Genomic DNA, 16,197 nt, shown 5'->3' on the forward strand with positions numbered 1-16,197 from the left:
CTATTTTACTATACCATACCTTCGCCTTAGTCTGTCAACAAATCACGGATTGCCTTTTCTATTGTCGGGAAATTATAATTAAACCCATAATCAAGTACCTTTTTAGGTAATACCTTTTGCCCCTTAAGAACCATTAAAGCCATTTCACCTAGTAATAGTTTAAAAACAACCGATGGAACCGGTAGAAAATGAGGCCGGCCTAAAACACGTGCGATTGTACGTCCAAATTCATCATTTGTAATTGGGTGGGGTGCTGTTGCATTAACTACTCCATTCATTTTATCATTTAGAATGCAAAATTCAATTAAACGGGCAAGATCCTCTATATGAATCCAAGAAAGCCATTGGTTTCCGGTACCAATTCTCCCTCCAGCAAAAAGTTTATAAGGAAGAACCATTTTCTGCAATGCTCCTCCTTCTTTTCCGAGAACAACTCCGATGCGCAATTTGACCAGCCGAACTGCCTTATCACAAGCATCGGCTTCTTTTTCCCACTCATTTGCTACTTTAGCCAAAAAGTCCTCCGTAGAGGTCGCCGAACTCTCATCAAACGATTCTTTATCAGACATCCCATAAATACCTACAGCAGAACCATTTATCAGAACTTTTGGCTTATCCTTTAATCTAGCGATAATTGCTATTATTTTTTTCGTAGTATCTACTCTTGATGCTAAAATTCGTTCTTTAGACTTTTTTGTCCATCTCTGGTTGATCGTTTCTCCTGCAAGATTTATAAAAACATCTGATCCTTCCAACGGTTCGATATTTTCTTCGAGATCTTTCCACGTCACCCGACGTATTAAAGAATTTTGTACAATACCCTTAGAACGGGATACAATTATGACATCTTTTCCTATATTACTAAAATATGTGCATAAATATTTCCCGATAAAACCCGTTCCACCAAAAATGACGATCCTCATCATTTCACACCCCAAAATATTTTGGAAAACAAATTTTTTCAAAACTGGATAAAGACAAAATGAAAATACATTAGTAATTTGTATTTCTAATCTTTTCTTTCATATACTTGTAAAATATCACGCTCCACTCTTTAGCTTCCATTTCTAATTTTTTCCTAATAAATATGATTCGATCACTTCATATTTTTGAAGTCTTTCTGGGAAAATTCGATAAATAACAACTTGATCAATATGGAGTTTTTGCTTATCATGAAGAAATTTGCTTTTTAGTTTTTCTATCTTTCCATGATCCGGATTACCCGTCCATTTTTTCCCAAGTGTAATATGAGGTCGGTACTCCCTATTTTCTTTTTGAAACCCGACATTTATGGCACAATTCTCAATCTGCTGTTGTAATGATGCTAATTCTTTCGTTTTTTCAACACCAGCCCATATTACGCGTGGCTCTTTAAGATTGCCAAATGTACCGAGCGTACCAATTTCGACAGTAAATGAAGGAATTTTTTCAATAATAGTAAGCTCCTCTTGCAACTTTACAAGTCTTTGTTGATCAACAGGACCAAGGAATTTTAATGTAATATGCAAATCCTTTTTATATGTCCATATTTTATATGACACTTCTTCCTTTAAATACGTTTGCCATATTGAAAAGAAATCTTGTAAATATTCCGGAAGCGGGATCGCGATAAAATAATGTGGCAGTTTGGTCATCATAATCCTCCATTCTAATAGGACTATTGATTTTTTAATAATTTACAAATCTAAATAATCATTTCATAAAAATGTATGTATAGTAATTAAAAATTTTATATTATAATAATGATGAACGATGGAAAGGAGTGGTCTAATTGCCAACAATTTTTGTACATGCTTCCTTTTTCTTCTTTACCCTTGTCGCTTTGTCGGGTGTTTGGATGCGACTGCAGTTTTTACATCCAGTTCCCTTTCTCCCTTATACGAATATATTACATGGCCATTCCCATTTAGCAATACTTGGCTGGGCTTTTCTAGGCGCCTTTTTCCTATTTTTAACATATTATTGGCGAACACTCAAACAAAAAAAGCAAGGAATAATTTTATTCTTTTTATTAATGATCGTATCGGTTCTCATGTTCATTTCTTTCTTATATCAAGGCTATGGATTATTTTCAATTATTTTCTCAACTACCCATATTTTTCTTGAATATTGGACAAGCTTATTCATTTATCAACAAATAAAAATCGAAGGAAATGAACTAAAATCGGAAAAATTATTTATTTTTTCCTCGTTGTTTTTTTTAGTCCTCTCATCTCTAGGACCATTTGCCCTTGGATATATTTCAGCTATTGGACAAAAAGAATCATACTGGTTTGATATGGCAATGTATTTTTATTTACATTTTCAATATAATGGCTGGCTAACATTATTCTTAATTGGAATGTTTATTCTTATTTGTAAAAAACAATCGATTCGTTTGGAAGATCGGTTATTAGAGATTGGTTTTTGGATCTATGTTCTATCACTTTTCCCAGGATATTTTTTAAGTGTTCTTTGGGTCGATTTAGGAAACCTCATGATTTTTCTTGCTATTCTTGGCAGTATTGGCCAATGGATTGGTGTTATCTTTATTTTACTTGCATTTTTAAAAAGTTGGAAAGATATAAGTTCTCAATATGCAACACTAATATCTGTTATTCTTGCACTTACATTTTTATTTCTTTTCATTAAAAGTACCACTGAGCTTGGATTAATCATTCCAGACCTGTCAATTTTGATTTATGAAACGAGAAGTATTGTCATCGGATACTTGCATTTAACATTGTTGGGTTTCGTTAGTATTTTTATTCTTGCCCAAAATTTCATGTTAAAGATTTTACCAGTAAAAAGATTATCTATTAAAGGTATGATCCTGTTAATAATCGGCTTCTTATTGAACGAATTGCTTTTATTTGGACAAGGGTTGCTTGAATGGACTACTCGCGAGCGTATCCCATATTTGAATGAAGGACTGTTTCTAGCTAGCGGACTTTTGCTCCTTGGAATTATCATTCTTTGGATGACTATTACTAGACAAAAATGTTATAGATAAAAAATTTCTACTATTGGATGTTTTACTTCTTCATCATTAATGATGAAGATATTTTCTTACCCGGTAATATTTTTACACTTTTATCTATATCTACTTGGCAAAAATGCTTCTTTCCTTTCTTTGGCCAATTGTACTTATTCTTGTGCTGCATTAACATTCAGCAGTTCTAACTGCATCAATAAATTACAACAAAAGAGGTACTTAACTAAAACGGATATCGTATACAATTAACCATGAAAAAAGGCGCCATAAGTCAAGAAATGACTTAATGGACAGCCTTTTTTCGCATGCATTATATTTTTCCATTTTTATTTACTATTCTTTTATTCTTGCAAAAGTTCCTGTAGCCATGGCAATTAAGTTTCCTTCACAATCATACATCCTTGATTCCAAAAATAATATATTTCTTCCTTTTCTCAAAAATTTAGCAACACATTGAACCTTTCCCGATTTCACTGACTTAAAATACTGAACTTTCATTTCAACAGTGACAGAAGGCCCAATAACTTTTTTACATAAATGTCCCATAGAAACATCAAAAACAAAACCGATTACTCCACCATGTAAAACATTGTGCGGATTATGCATAAAATCCTCAACTTCAAATTCTACAGTACAAGTATCATCAGTATATGTAAATTGTAAATCAAATAATTTCGCTAAAAAGTATTTTTCATAATCACTTTCACATTGGTCTGCTGCCTTTGAAAATTTTTCGTGCAAAGCTGTTTTGTTCATTTCTTTCACCTTTATTCGTTTATATTTTCCTTTTAGTCGGTTTAGTAACAATATTTATATCAAATTTTATTTCTTCAGCATCATTTTTTAAGTTTAGTAAATTTTCGTACACTGTAAATATTTTTTTGCTAAAATATCTGTATCCTCTGTATACCGTATACCCATTTTCCTTGTAGTCTCATTATCGCGACTTCCAATCCAAGCAATTAAGTGAAGCCTTCTCATCATAATAAATGTAGAAATTTCTTGTTCCTCCTCTTTTGATAGCGGACGAACTTTTCGATATCCTTTTAACCATGCTTCAATTAATTCCGGAACAAAAGGTTTATGTTCAATAAAACTTAAAGAAGCAGCTAAATCAAATAAATAATAACTGAAACCACAATCATCAAAATCAATGACTTTAATTTTATCCTGACCATCAACCAATAAATTTGCTAAACGTAAATCGCCATGGATGAGTCCAAATTTATCAGGTCCGCTGCCAAAATGATCAAGTCGTGTTTTTATTTTTTCAGAGACTTTTTCAAACAATTCCACTCTTTCAGGAGTCATTCCTAATCCATCTTGCCATCTACCCCATTTTGGATTAGGACCAAGGATCGTTTCATAATTCCATGAAAAGCGAGTAATATTTCCTAAATAATCACGATTATTGATTGTATGATCATGCAACTTGGCAGTAATTTCACCAACATTTTCAAAATGTTTAATTAAAATCTTTTCATTATCTTCACTTAGTAATTCACCTTCTAGGAAATTAAACATAATGCAAAAATAATGTTGCCCTTGATCCCATATGTCTTGAATATAAATACCATTATTCCCCAATACAGGCAATGGAGCTTTTACAACTTCTTGAGCGGCAATTAATTTTAACCATGTCAGTTCACTTTCAATCTCACTTTTTGTGTGATAATTTGGTCGGCAAACACGTAAAATATATTTTTGATCTGTACTCAAATCTTTTACTAGATATGTAGCATTTTCTGAGTAATTTAGTAATCTTATATTTGATTTATGGGAAAAAGGATAGAATTTAATTGCAGCCTCTGCTATGTTATCGTATTTTTTTACTACTTCGTAAAATAATTTACTATGATTGTTCATTTTATTGGATCCTCACCGTATATTAAAAATTTATGAATAGGTCAAATTTGTGACAATATTATGTACCAATTACCAATTATACAATAGAATGTCATTTTTGAGAGAAAAAATATTATACCTATTATTACAGGATATAAAATCACTATTTTTCATTAGTGTTGGTATCTCTTCCGTTCAAATATTCGCACAAAAACAAATCTTATGAAAAATAAGTTTTTTCAGTAAAAAAAGGGGATTTTAATCTTTCACAACCGGAATACAATTGTAAAAAAATGGGGTGATTTATAAAGTATAGAAACAGAAAAATTCTCCTATCCGATTATTCAAGTATTTATTTCCACACTTTATATTTAAAATTTTTTTGTAAGCCACCACAATTTACAAACGGAAGAATATTTAACCCCCTTTTGGAAAACATTAAAAATGTTATTTTCACAAAACTTTCAAATTAAAATAGGAGGGGTTTAAATGGATTGTCAACGTGCAAAAGAAATTTCCCAATCACCAGTAATGGCTAATGTTACTTATAACGGTGTTCCCATTTACATTCAAAATGTCGATGAAAAAAGAAATACAGCAAGAATTTATCCGCTTCATGATCCAGAGAATGAACAAGAGGTACCAGTGGCTAGTTTAATTGAACATTAATTTAGACAAAAAATGTAAGAATAACTTGTAAATGAATCGTTATTACAAGGATGAATAGTAGTAAGTGGATCCTCTCTTAGATGTCTTTTTCCACGTATATTTTTTTAAATCTCATCTAGAAACAGAATTCAGACTGAAAATCAAACGGCTTTCACATGTTTAAGTCCGAATCAAATAAGATTCGGACAAATTTTATTTGTTGTGATAAGTCATAGCATTTTTAAATGGTAAATAATATTAATCCTTAAATTTATGGAAAATAGTACTTTGTTATTTAGGCCTCTACTAGTTTTACATTATTTCTTCCATCTCTTTTTGCATAATAAAGGGCTGTATCAGCAAGATGATAACTATTTTGGAAAGAACCAGAACCTTTAGAGATACCAATACTTACAGTAATATTTATGATTTGGCCTGCTGATTGAAACAAATGTGTTTCAATCATATGCCGGATATTTTCAGCAATTTGTTTTGCTTCTATTATACTCGTATTGGGGAGTAGTATAATAAACTCTTCTCCCCCAAGTCGGGCTAAAATATCAGATTCACGAATTGTATTGGAAAGAATTTTTGCCGCTTCGCATAAAATATAGTCTCCAACTGGATGTCCGTAGTTATCATTAATACTTTTAAAGAAATCGATATCAAGTAAAAGAACCCAAACTTCTTCATTCTTTTGACGTGAATATTGCAGTTCTTTTTCAAATAATTCAATAAAATGTTGACGATTAAATAGACCTGTTAACATATCATGTGTTGCAATAAATTGTAAATATTCATTCTTTTCTTGGAGAATATTTTGTTGTTTTTTAATAATATTTTCTTGTTTAATGCGAAATTTATAATTTTTCCACATAATCCAAGAGATAAAAAAACCTATTCCTGCTGCAGTAACACTATTTATACGGACATGGTCAAGTAAATGAGGGATATTTTGTGTCAAAGGAACCATGTTGTAAAATATTAATAAAACGGCTAAATAAAATAACAATCCATATAACGGCGGAATTAAAAATACTACACTAACACCTATACAGGCTACTAATAATGGATTTATATTCGTCGTAACCAATTGGTCGCTTACACAAAGAAGTATGCCGAATAACAGATTTACTGAAATTGAAGTAAATTGCACAAAATTTATAAGCATTTGATGATGGACTCTATTTTTATCAATCTTATAAGCTAATAAACTTAATGAACCATTAACAACGAGCATGACTGTATGAATTAAAATAACCAATTTATACCATAGAACAATAATGCCCGGGCCTTTTGGCATATACAATAAAAATAAGACGATATGGACAATATTAATTGAACCCATCATCCAACCGATAAGACAAATACGATGAATATTTACAATACTCGCTTCCCTGAAAAAATCTTTATCACTTTTTAAAATTTTCAAAATATTACTTTTGATAAATACCATATTATTCCCCTAATATTAATTATTATTAATATCTTATATTTTACTAATTTACGATGCAATGAAAATTTATTTTATAATTTCTCATAGGCAAAAAGAAACCCGCTCCTCAATGTTAAAAGAGCAGGTTCCATAAAATTTTATACGAATGGGTAAAATTGATGGGTATCATAGAAATAGTTAGGTACAACACCAGGATACATGCTATAAGGAGCAATTCCTGCAAATGGAAAGCCAACTGGTGGTCCACTTTTGTAAAAGATACTATGTGGGATACCTAAATCAATGGTTGGTGGGCCTCCCATCCAAAAGTTTTTAGGTAGAGCTCCCAATAAGCCATCTAGTTGTTTGGCCATTGCTACAATATTACTTAAACTATACCCGTTTCCGTATAATCCCTCACCTATTCCATTCAAAACACCAATTTTAGGCAATGTTCCAATGAAACTGTCCAATTGTTTAGCAATGGTAAAAAGATCCCCAAACCTAAATCTGTCAAACCCTAGATTTTGATATGGCATGATCGTTTCCCCTTTTATTAAAAAATACGGTCTACTATCATTTTATGGTGTCATTTGAAATTAGGAAGTTGTCCAGTATGTAAAAAGGGGCCCTTCTACCATCCAATGTAAAATGATAGGTTTAAATCTTTTTAACATAATTTTTGCTTAATGTAAAAAAATCCTTCTAAGCATAATACCTGTAAACACTTTGTTCTATTTTAGAATGTAAGCCTACTCATCTTGCCCGTAACATGTTTAATGAATTTTTCCGTTGTTTTAAAATTCTGTTCAATTGTTGCCATAGAACAACTGTATAATTTAAAACATCCCATAAAAAAACTGTGATTGATCCCACATCTATATAATGTAAATAAAGGTAAGCTTCACTCATTTCAATCGTCATGTCAACATATACAAATATAAGATAAACACCCCTACATCTCTTCCTCCTAACATTTAAAACATATTATATTTTACACTTTACAAATGTTGTTTTAAAATAGTTCAAGAGATTATTACGGCCAAAATATTCATGTTATATATTAAGGAGGGTTTAAACAAAATGAACAAAATTGATATTATCGCCCGAAGAATATTAGGGTGGAAACTCAATAGATGGGATCGATGGTATGACCATGAAAAAGGAGTTTTTATTCATGAATCCGAATTTCAACCAGAGGAAAATCTTGAACATGCAATGATTATAGTTGAAAAATTAAAACAATTTGGTTTTACATTTACGAAAAAAAGCAACACCGAAGTTTGCTTTGATCATATTTGTGCATCTGGAAATACACTGTCACAAGCAATAACAAATGCAGCATTCGAGATTGCGGATAATCGTTCCATCGATCCAGGTTGGCTTTAGTCTTTATGAAGATAATATTTTTATAATAAAAATACCTACAGACTTTTGCTCGTCTGTAGGTATTTTTTCAGTTTTAACAAAATTCCATAAGTTTATTTCTAATATAAGTGACCAAAATCGTAATCTTTGCCAATTCTGTTTGAAAACAAAATAGAAATAGCAAACTTGTAACTAAATTGAAGGCTCATATCAACAAATTAAACAGAACCTAGACCTTAAACATTTTTGCAAATAAACAGTATTATTTTAAATTTTTAGTACTTATTTTTTGAAAATTTCCAATATTAAATATATATTATTAATACGAACGTCAATAAAAGATAATAAGAAATTACTAAATGATGGGAGAGATAAAAATGAAATTGAAAGCTTCAAAATATGAGTTAATTGAAGTAGCACAAGGCCGGAGACCAGCTGATATATACATTAAAGGTGGAACTGTTATCAATGTATATTCAGGGGAGTTTTTACAACAAAATGTGGCTGTTTATAAAGACTGTATTGCTTACGTTGGTGAGGCCGAAGATTCAATTGGTGAAAATACTGAAGTCATTAATGCTGAAGGGATGTATGTTTCTCCCGGATTTATTGAAACACATGCCCACCCGTGGGTTGTTTACAATCCAATCAGCCAAACTGAAAAAGTATTGCCTCTTGGTACAACTACTACGGTAAATGATAATTTATTTTTCTATTTACATATGGGTCCAAAAGGATTTAAGGAAATGGTCAATGATCTTAAACAACTTCCGGGTAATTTTCTCTGGTTAGTTCGACTTATTTCCCAATCTGATTATGATGGTGAGCGAGAATGGTTTAACCAGAAAGATATCCAAGATCTTCTCCAACTTGATGAAGTCGTTGGTTCAGCTGAAGTTACCCGTTGGCCGCTACTATATAATGGGGATCCCTTCCTTTTAGAAACTGTTGAATATATAAAAAAGATTGGAAAAATTGTAGATGGCCATAACGCTGGTTGCTCTTTTGAAAAATTAAACTCAATTGCAGCATCAGGAGTAAATGCTTGCCATGAAGCGATCACCGCCAAAGAAGCATTTGACCGGTTGCGTTTGGGACTTTGGACAACATTGAGAAATAGTTCGTTACGTCCGGATTTAGCAGAAATTATCAAACTTGTGACGGAAGGAAATGTCAATACTAGCCGTATATTGATGACAACTGATGGGCCGCAACCAGCTTTTATTGAGAAGGAAGGTTTTGTTGATGGGCTAGTTCGTCAGGCAGTTCAACTTGGTGTTCCAGTAATGACCGCTCTCCAAATGGTAACACTAAATGCTGCAACTTATTTACATCTTGATGATTATATTGGCGGAATCGCGCCGGGTAAAAAAGCAGATATAATTCTATTGCCGAACCTTATTGATTTTCGCCCCGATGTTGTTATTGCCGACGGAAAAGTCGTTGCAGAAAAGGGACAATTGGTCGTTTCATTGCCAGAGATCGATTGGAGTAAATATGTAATACGGAAACCTTTTGCTTTTAAAAAATCATTTTTGGAAAAAAAGGAGCTTTACCTTTACCCACATGATGACTCAAACAAACCTGTTCCGGTCATCCATTTTCGCAGTAATGTAATTACTCAAAGAAAGGATATGATCCTACCTACAATGAATGGATATGTAGATTTGACAAATCATGAAGGAATTGTTTATACAGCTTTAATAGACCGAAATGGGAAGTGGATAACAAGAGGATTTTTGGAAAGGTTTGCCGTGGATTTAGAAGGAATGGCTTCCACTTACAATACGACTACTGAATTATTAGTTGCCGGAAGAAATCCAGAAGCAATGGCAAAAGCTGCTGTACGTGTTTATGAAATGGGTGGAGGAATTGTCATCGTTGATAAAGATGAAATAATACTAGAAATTCCATTACCTTTGACTGGTATGATGACAACAAGTCCATCTTTTAAAACAGCAGTAGAGTATCATAATCAATTATTAGCGGCTGTTCAAGAACGAGGATTTCCTTTCCATGATATTTTATATACATTATTATTTTTAACCTGCGACTTCCTGCCTGGTTTACGATTAACTCCTTACGGATTATATGATGTTAAGCCTGATCAAATCGTTAAATATTCGACTCCTCTATATGATGTTTTTATATGCTAAATTTGTCTTGAATATTTAAAAAAATTTAAGACATGAAACTATCTATCAATTATAATCAAATCATCGTAAAATTGTTTTTTAATATTTTATTAGGAAAAGATCGAACCATTTAAAACCCAAGAGTGTTAAATTTAACATTCTTGGGTTATTGATTATTAATTTCCAATCTAAATTAGCAATTGTAGATTCTGCATCTTAAAAATTCTAATTATTAAAATTTATACGTCCAAAACCTTTCTGTGCTAACCCATTTCATAATTTCAGGATTTTTACTCAATAACTTTTCCGGCAAACGATCCATAACAGCAGATGCTTGCGTTTCATGTGCTAAAATACACGCAATTTTTTTATCCCGAACAGGTGTTACATCAATAACTACATCTGGCTCACCTAATTTTTCTACACAATCATGAGAGAATGCCAAACAATGCAATTTTGGACGAGTTTCTTCCGGCATTTGTTTTATTGCATGAACGACAGCGAATCCAGTTGCATCATGATCAGGATGTACAGCATAACCTGGATAAAATGTAATAACCAACGAAGGTTTCACTTCTTCAATAATACTCCTAAAGCGGTTCGCAAGTTCATCAATATCTTCAAATTCTAATGTTTTATCACGTAACCCAAGCATTCGTAAATCAGTTATATCGATAGCCTTTGCAGCATTCAACAATTCTTTTTTTCGAATGAATGGGAGTGTTTCCCTGTTGGCAATTGGCGGATTTCCCATATTACGGCCCATTTCCCCAAGTGTGCAGCAAACATAGGTCACTGGCGTTCCTTGTTCCCGGTATAAAGCGATCGTTCCCGATACACCAAAGGCTTCATCATCCGGATGTGGTAAAATCACTAGCACATGTTTTTCCATCATAACACTCCTTTAGCAATCTATCGCTCGAAAAAAAATTGGCAATATATAAAAATAATAATTAAAATGGTTCTGTGCTTATCTGACAAGCAACTGCCAGTTTTCCATTGGAATCATGGCCCGCTAATAAAAGCCGATTTTTTTCATCTACTGTAAAATGTGTTAAACCTTCTGCATAAACCCAGCCATAATCCATCTTCATCCCGATTCGATAAGGTCCATTACCGGTAATTTTGGCGTGTTTATATCTGATTAAGCCATTTCGAATATAAGCTCCAACTGTCATTACAGTTTGGTCTTTATGGGAAGCATAAGCTCCATTTGTTGTTTCTAAATGCAAGTACAAATCTTTTCCTTTAAATTCATCTAGTTTTTTTTGTACAGCAGAAGGGTTGATGGGTTCCAATACAAATCCTCCTTCAAGCAATTGTTGTACCTTTTTTAATTGTACATAAAATTTCTTTGAAACTACAACGATTTGGTTTTGGGGGCAGTCCATGAAAAAACTTTAAGAGACATTAAAAATGGTATATACCCTAAATTACAACATCAATAAAAAACACAATAATCATAATTAGTTGAATGACCAATTTAGCAAAAGTTCCACTTAAAAAAGCAATTACCGTAGCAAAAGCTACTTTACTTGAATTGTTAACTGTTTTTTTCTGGACCATTTCGGTAATGAAAACAAACAGAAAAGGGAGAATAATAACACCAAAGGGAGGAATAACAAAACTTCCTAAAATAAGGCCTAAGGTGGCCGCTCTCATCCCCCACTTAGAGCCACCCGCTTTTTCAACAAAGTGTAAATTTGCTAAATAATCTGCTAAAAATAATAATAATGTTAATACAGCAAGCATTGCCCATGTCATCCAAGTTAGTTCATCTGTGTGAATTCCAAAATTGTATAATAAAACACCCGCCCAAATCATTAACACTCCAGGAATAATAGGATAAACAAGGCCAATGAAACTAATGATAAAACAAGCAATAATGATGATCCAAAAAATAATGTCTAAAATGATAACCACAACCTTTTTAATGTAATGAGAAAACTCCCAAGTTAATTCGATAAAAATTTCTCTATGCTTGAAATTATTAAACTTTTTATTTCTTGATAAATGAATTGGCATCAACCCTTTTTGGACCAAGTTTATTGCAGGAAATTTTCACAAAAACACAAAGCACAAATACCTATACATTCCTTATTACTAAAAAATTCATGTTGTAAACCGACAAACACACTATTTTCCCCAAATGGTAAATTATAGACTACAAAACATATATTGTCAAAAATAACATTCACAATGTTTGCGTCAAGCGCTTGCAGGAAATTTTTTCCTTCCAAATCGAAAGCGAATTCACTAATTGAAGGTACTATCTTGATTGATATTTTTCCTGTATAAACCTGTCAACTCTAGTAATGTCTTATAAATTGGAATATTGGCCAAGTTTTTCAAATAAAAGGGATTGTCTCTAGTTGTTTGTTAAATCACTCTTTCAAATATTTGGATTCCTTACTTTTTAATGTTTAATTATTTTCGTTCACCAAGTCCCTCAGCTTTTGTATTACCGATAAATTTCATTTTCAATATAGGGTGTTCACTCCAGCGATTTACATTTTATAATTATTTACGATAAAACCCACTCGATGGTTTCCAAAGTTGATCAAGAAAATATTTTATGAAGAATTTTATGAACCTTCATTGTTCGTTCATTATTTTTTTTATTTGATCTTTAACTAATGGATAAAAATATTTGGTAGCACTTTTTGTTGTATTTCCCCCAAAAAATGCTGTTCCGGGACATGTTTTGACCGCAAAGCTTTTTCCATTATCTAGTACCCTCTCCCCTGTTCGCAAATCCCACCAATGGTGATAAGTTATAGTATCAATCGAAGGAGTTAACCCAAATTTTAAGCAAAGAAGTGCTGTAATGTAAACAATTGTTTCTTTTTGTTCTTTCGTCATCACATCAAAGCCTTTATCAAAATTACCTATGTTTTCAATCATAATTCCTGCATGATTCGCTTTCCAACCAATGGAACCTTCTGGAGGTATATCAAAAGGTCTTGAGACGGCAATTTTTCCATCTGGGAATGTTGTAATGTTTTGTGCAATCATTTTCCAACCTTTTTCCTTCACATGAAAATTTTCCATTCCTTTTAACAATGCAAAATGATTAGTGCCATTAAAATGTTTATAGGATGGTGTCCATGTATGATGCTGCTGGATTAATCGAATTTTTCTTTTAAATTTATGGTGAGAAAGCCATTCTTTAAATTCTTCTTTCGTCATAAGAATGTGATTGCCTTTGATCAACATTTTTTTAGGAGGAATTTTCAATTTCTGTCCTTCGTAAAGGATATTTGTTGAAAGATTATTTGCCGCTTTGATCAATTCAACTGTAGAATGATAAGCTGATGCAATATTATCAAGTGTATCTCCAGCTTTCACCTGATAAATAATAGGCACCCACAACTTTTGTCCAACGAATAACGAATTTGTCTGCAAACCATTTGCAATTTTCAGCTCTTTGACAGTTGTATTAAATTTTTTTGCAATTTTCACTAACGTATCTCCTGCCTGAACAGAATATAAATTGGTTGAATCACTTGCTTCAGCTTGAACAACATTAAAGTTTATCGATACTAAATATAGAAAAAACAAGATGAAGATATTTTTCATCTTTCAACGTTCCTTTCTACGTTCTTTTACATTTTAGTCTGCAATATAGAAATCAATTTTTTTCAGTAAAAAATTTCAAATTCTTTCGTTTAATTGACATTTCTTTAGAATAACCTTTGATTTATACGATAGAGGTAATATTTCTATTTTAAAAGAGAATCATAAAGAATGAATTTATGAAGATAGCCCAAAATATTCTTAAGGAGGTCGAGTAAATGAATCATTTAATGGTTATCTTTCTTAAATTTGGAATTTGTCTAATTGCATTTGGAATTGGTCTAGATTGGTTTTTTGAAGCTGAATGGACACATATTCTTTGGTTCAGCGGGGTCACAACTATTATCTCCTATATTGTTGGGGATCGAATTTTGTTAGAACGCATTGGAAATAGAAATTCATTGATTGCTGACTTTCTCCTGTCTTATATGATTGTTTGGCTTTTCGGCAGTGTGTTATTAGAAAATTATTTACAAATCGGTTGGGCAAGCATTATTTCTGCAAGCATCATTACTGCAGGTGAGATATTTGTACATCGGATGTTATTAAGGTCTACCCAAGCAGAAAAAAGTGATCGTCGTAATCCAACTAAAAATTTTTCCTATGCAATGGAAGCTGCTGAAGAAAATGAACCTTTTAAAGAAAAGTAATAATGTTTTTTTACTAGTGCCTTCAAAATTCATTGGTTGGATGACTTTTCATCACTTTGAAGGCACTTCTATTATATATATATGTAATTCAATTAGTTTTTTCAAAAGTACATATTCCAGATTTGGTCATCATATTTCCTCATAGTTGATTTCTTCTTCCAGCGATTCTATTGATTTGGGATTACCAAATTTTTCATAAATATCTTACAGATTTCCTCTATTCCTTTACCAGCAACAGACCTCGTCTAAAGAATGACAATCCCCTCAGCCCAGCCATATGTCTGCGCAATAATACAATACTAAATAATTATCACCCCTTTTCACTTTTTGATTAAGAAGTAAAAAATGATGAACAAACCTAGGTGCGGACTAGTTTACAACTCTTATGCCTCGGAGTATGATAATGAAAGTGAAAATAAAGATATTGAGAAGGAGTTGATATTTTTGTCTATTCAAACTTGTTCTGAACCAGACCCCAGTTTGAATTACGAGGAAATCAACTGCCCAGTTCAAAAAGGGTTGAGTGTTCAAAAATATCAACTCTTAAAAAAACTGGGAAATCAATGACTTCCTCTTAAAATAAGGAGGATTCATGATGATAAAAATTTACATGACCGATGAGGTAGGGCATATCCATGAAATATCTGAAATAACTAAAGGATGTTGGGTGAATATAATTAATCCGACTGAAGAAGAGATTGAACATGTTACCAAACGCCTCCAACTTCCATTAGACTTTTTGCGTGACCCATTGGATGAAGAGGAACGTTCAAGAATCGAAAAGGAAGATAACCACGTATTAATCATTATCAATATCCCATTAGTAACAAAAGATGAATACGATCGAGCGATTTATGACACCATTCCTCTTGGAATCATCATAACTGATGAATGTTTTATTACAGTTTGTTTAAAAGATAATCCTATTTTTCATCTGTTTGCCCAAAACAAAGTGAAACAATTTTTCACATACAAAAAAACAAGGTTTGCTTTGCAAATCCTTTATTTAATCGCAACTTCTTATCTCAAATATTTGAAACAGATTAACAAAAAAACTGATGAAATTGAAAATGAACTTCATCAGTCAATGAAAAATAAAGAGCTTTTTTCTTTATTAAATTTGGAAAAGAGTTTAGTCTATTTTACAACCTCATTAAAATCTAATAATATCGTGATGCAAAAAATGCTCAGAAGCAACTATTTAAAAATGTATGAAGATGATAAAGACTTGCTGGAAGATGTAATCATTGAAAATCAGCAAGCAATTGAAATGGCGGAAACGCATATGTCAATTTTAAGCGGCATGATGGATGCTTTTGCATCAGTCATATCGAACAATGTGAATATTGTAATGAAATTTTTAACTTCTTTTACTATAATTTTAGCCTTGCCAACAATGGTAGCAAGCTTTTATGGTATGAATGTTGAATTACCTTTTCAAAACTATCAACATGCATTTTATATTCCGATTATCATCTCGGCGATTTTTGCCATCATTACAGCGTTTATTTTTTGGAAGAAAAAGTTTTTCTGACTGCTTAAACTAGTTATACATTAAAAAAGGTT

General features: G+C 32.2%; 16 protein-coding genes. 6 read left to right on the top strand and 10 right to left on the bottom strand.

Going from position 1 to position 16,197, the window contains the following annotated elements:
• Positions 1 to 26: 26 nt before the first annotated feature.
• Together HR057_RS04035 and thpR are read right to left on the bottom strand one after the other, a co-directional pair.
• A complete protein-coding gene (locus HR057_RS04035; protein ID WP_173730140.1) occupies positions 27 to 923 on the bottom strand; it encodes a TIGR01777 family oxidoreductase in 897 nt (298 codons plus the stop codon).
• Between the two features lie 144 nt (positions 924 to 1,067).
• On the bottom strand, positions 1,068 to 1,634 hold the full coding sequence (gene thpR / locus HR057_RS04040) for an RNA 2',3'-cyclic phosphodiesterase (protein WP_173730141.1): 567 nt from the start codon (positions 1,632 to 1,634) through the stop codon (positions 1,068 to 1,070).
• 137 nt (positions 1,635 to 1,771) lie between these two features.
• On the opposite strand from thpR, the gene HR057_RS04045 reads away from it, so the two are divergent.
• Complete coding sequence (locus tag HR057_RS04045; protein ID WP_173730142.1) at positions 1,772 to 2,992, top strand: hypothetical protein; 1,221 nt, start codon at positions 1,772 to 1,774, stop codon at positions 2,990 to 2,992.
• 315 nt (positions 2,993 to 3,307) lie between these two features.
• Here the strand turns inward: HR057_RS04045 and HR057_RS04050 are convergent, their stop codons facing one another.
• Positions 3,308 to 3,730 (bottom strand): PaaI family thioesterase, encoded by a 423-nt coding sequence (locus tag HR057_RS04050; RefSeq protein ID WP_173730143.1) that lies wholly within the window; start codon positions 3,728 to 3,730, stop codon positions 3,308 to 3,310.
• A 93-nt stretch (positions 3,731 to 3,823) separates the two neighbouring features.
• Positions 3,824 to 4,840, bottom strand: a complete 1,017-nt coding sequence (locus tag HR057_RS04055) for a phosphotransferase enzyme family protein (protein ID WP_173730144.1) — start codon at positions 4,838 to 4,840, stop codon at positions 3,824 to 3,826.
• Between the two features lie 468 nt (positions 4,841 to 5,308).
• Between HR057_RS04055 and HR057_RS04060 the strand changes: the two genes are divergently transcribed.
• Positions 5,309 to 5,488 carry a small acid-soluble spore protein H gene (locus HR057_RS04060; protein WP_173730145.1) on the top strand — a complete coding sequence of 60 codons (180 nt, stop codon included), beginning with the start codon at positions 5,309 to 5,311 and terminating at the stop codon, positions 5,486 to 5,488.
• Positions 5,489 to 5,762: 274 nt separating this feature from the next.
• Here the strand turns inward: HR057_RS04060 and HR057_RS04065 are convergent, their stop codons facing one another.
• The gene (locus HR057_RS04065) at positions 5,763 to 6,923 is read right to left on the bottom strand and encodes a GGDEF domain-containing protein (protein WP_173730146.1); all 1,161 of its coding nucleotides are present in this window, start codon (positions 6,921 to 6,923) and stop codon (positions 5,763 to 5,765) included.
• Between the two features lie 137 nt (positions 6,924 to 7,060).
• Positions 7,061 to 7,441, bottom strand: coding sequence for a hypothetical protein (locus HR057_RS04070; RefSeq protein WP_173730147.1), 381 nt, complete (start codon positions 7,439 to 7,441; stop codon positions 7,061 to 7,063).
• A gap of 544 nt (positions 7,442 to 7,985) precedes the next feature.
• On the opposite strand from HR057_RS04070, the gene HR057_RS04075 reads away from it, so the two are divergent.
• Both HR057_RS04075 and HR057_RS04080 read left to right on the top strand, forming a co-directional pair.
• Positions 7,986 to 8,291: a BC1872 family protein gene (locus HR057_RS04075; protein WP_173730148.1), complete on the top strand. Its 306-nt coding sequence runs from the start codon at positions 7,986 to 7,988 to the stop codon at positions 8,289 to 8,291.
• 356 nt (positions 8,292 to 8,647) lie between these two features.
• Positions 8,648 to 10,426: an adenine deaminase C-terminal domain-containing protein gene (locus tag HR057_RS04080; protein ID WP_173730149.1), complete on the top strand. Its 1,779-nt coding sequence runs from the start codon at positions 8,648 to 8,650 to the stop codon at positions 10,424 to 10,426.
• A gap of 211 nt (positions 10,427 to 10,637) precedes the next feature.
• Here the strand turns inward: HR057_RS04080 and bshB2 are convergent, their stop codons facing one another.
• From bshB2 to HR057_RS04100, 4 genes are all read right to left on the bottom strand, one after another.
• The gene (bshB2, locus tag HR057_RS04085) at positions 10,638 to 11,297 is read right to left on the bottom strand and encodes a bacillithiol biosynthesis deacetylase BshB2 (RefSeq protein WP_173730150.1); all 660 of its coding nucleotides are present in this window, start codon (positions 11,295 to 11,297) and stop codon (positions 10,638 to 10,640) included.
• A 61-nt stretch (positions 11,298 to 11,358) separates the two neighbouring features.
• Positions 11,359 to 11,703: a YojF family protein gene (locus tag HR057_RS04090; RefSeq protein WP_173730151.1), complete on the bottom strand. Its 345-nt coding sequence runs from the start codon at positions 11,701 to 11,703 to the stop codon at positions 11,359 to 11,361.
• A 130-nt stretch (positions 11,704 to 11,833) separates the two neighbouring features.
• Entirely contained in the window at positions 11,834 to 12,430 is a 597-nt protein-coding gene (locus HR057_RS04095; RefSeq protein WP_173730152.1) for a DUF456 domain-containing protein, read from the bottom strand.
• 570 nt (positions 12,431 to 13,000) lie between these two features.
• Positions 13,001 to 13,984, bottom strand: coding sequence for a peptidoglycan recognition protein family protein (locus HR057_RS04100; RefSeq protein WP_173730153.1), 984 nt, complete (start codon positions 13,982 to 13,984; stop codon positions 13,001 to 13,003).
• Between the two features lie 215 nt (positions 13,985 to 14,199).
• Here HR057_RS04100 and HR057_RS04105 point away from each other — a divergent pair, with 215 nt between their 5' ends.
• A complete protein-coding gene (locus HR057_RS04105; protein WP_173730154.1) occupies positions 14,200 to 14,631 on the top strand; it encodes a YndM family protein in 432 nt (143 codons plus the stop codon).
• 595 nt (positions 14,632 to 15,226) lie between these two features.
• Positions 15,227 to 16,165: a magnesium transporter CorA family protein gene (locus tag HR057_RS04110; protein WP_173730155.1), complete on the top strand. Its 939-nt coding sequence runs from the start codon at positions 15,227 to 15,229 to the stop codon at positions 16,163 to 16,165.
• The last annotated feature ends 32 nt before the right edge of the window (positions 16,166 to 16,197 follow it).

The organism is Calidifontibacillus erzurumensis, assembly GCF_013303125.1.
Lineage (GTDB): Bacteria > Bacillota > Bacilli > Bacillales > Bacillaceae_J > Calidifontibacillus > Calidifontibacillus erzurumensis.

Coding starts and splice junctions, on each gene's coding strand:
- HR057_RS04105 (WP_173730154.1), top strand. CDS start 14,200: ATGAATCATTTAATGGTTATCTTTCTTAAATTTGGAATTTGTCTAATT.
- HR057_RS04110 (WP_173730155.1), top strand. CDS start 15,227: ATGATAAAAATTTACATGACCGATGAGGTAGGGCATATCCATGAAATA.
- HR057_RS04100 (WP_173730153.1), bottom strand. CDS start 13,984: ATGAAAAATATCTTCATCTTGTTTTTTCTATATTTAGTATCGATAAAC.
- HR057_RS04060 (WP_173730145.1), top strand. CDS start 5,309: ATGGATTGTCAACGTGCAAAAGAAATTTCCCAATCACCAGTAATGGCT.
- HR057_RS04075 (WP_173730148.1), top strand. CDS start 7,986: ATGAACAAAATTGATATTATCGCCCGAAGAATATTAGGGTGGAAACTC.
- HR057_RS04080 (WP_173730149.1), top strand. CDS start 8,648: ATGAAATTGAAAGCTTCAAAATATGAGTTAATTGAAGTAGCACAAGGC.
- HR057_RS04065 (WP_173730146.1), bottom strand. CDS start 6,923: ATGGTATTTATCAAAAGTAATATTTTGAAAATTTTAAAAAGTGATAAA.
- HR057_RS04070 (WP_173730147.1), bottom strand. CDS start 7,441: ATGCCATATCAAAATCTAGGGTTTGACAGATTTAGGTTTGGGGATCTT.
- HR057_RS04095 (WP_173730152.1), bottom strand. CDS start 12,430: ATGCCAATTCATTTATCAAGAAATAAAAAGTTTAATAATTTCAAGCAT.
- bshB2 (WP_173730150.1), bottom strand. CDS start 11,297: ATGGAAAAACATGTGCTAGTGATTTTACCACATCCGGATGATGAAGCC.
- thpR (WP_173730141.1), bottom strand. CDS start 1,634: ATGACCAAACTGCCACATTATTTTATCGCGATCCCGCTTCCGGAATAT.
- HR057_RS04050 (WP_173730143.1), bottom strand. CDS start 3,730: ATGAACAAAACAGCTTTGCACGAAAAATTTTCAAAGGCAGCAGACCAA.
- HR057_RS04035 (WP_173730140.1), bottom strand. CDS start 923: ATGAGGATCGTCATTTTTGGTGGAACGGGTTTTATCGGGAAATATTTA.
- HR057_RS04055 (WP_173730144.1), bottom strand. CDS start 4,840: ATGAACAATCATAGTAAATTATTTTACGAAGTAGTAAAAAAATACGAT.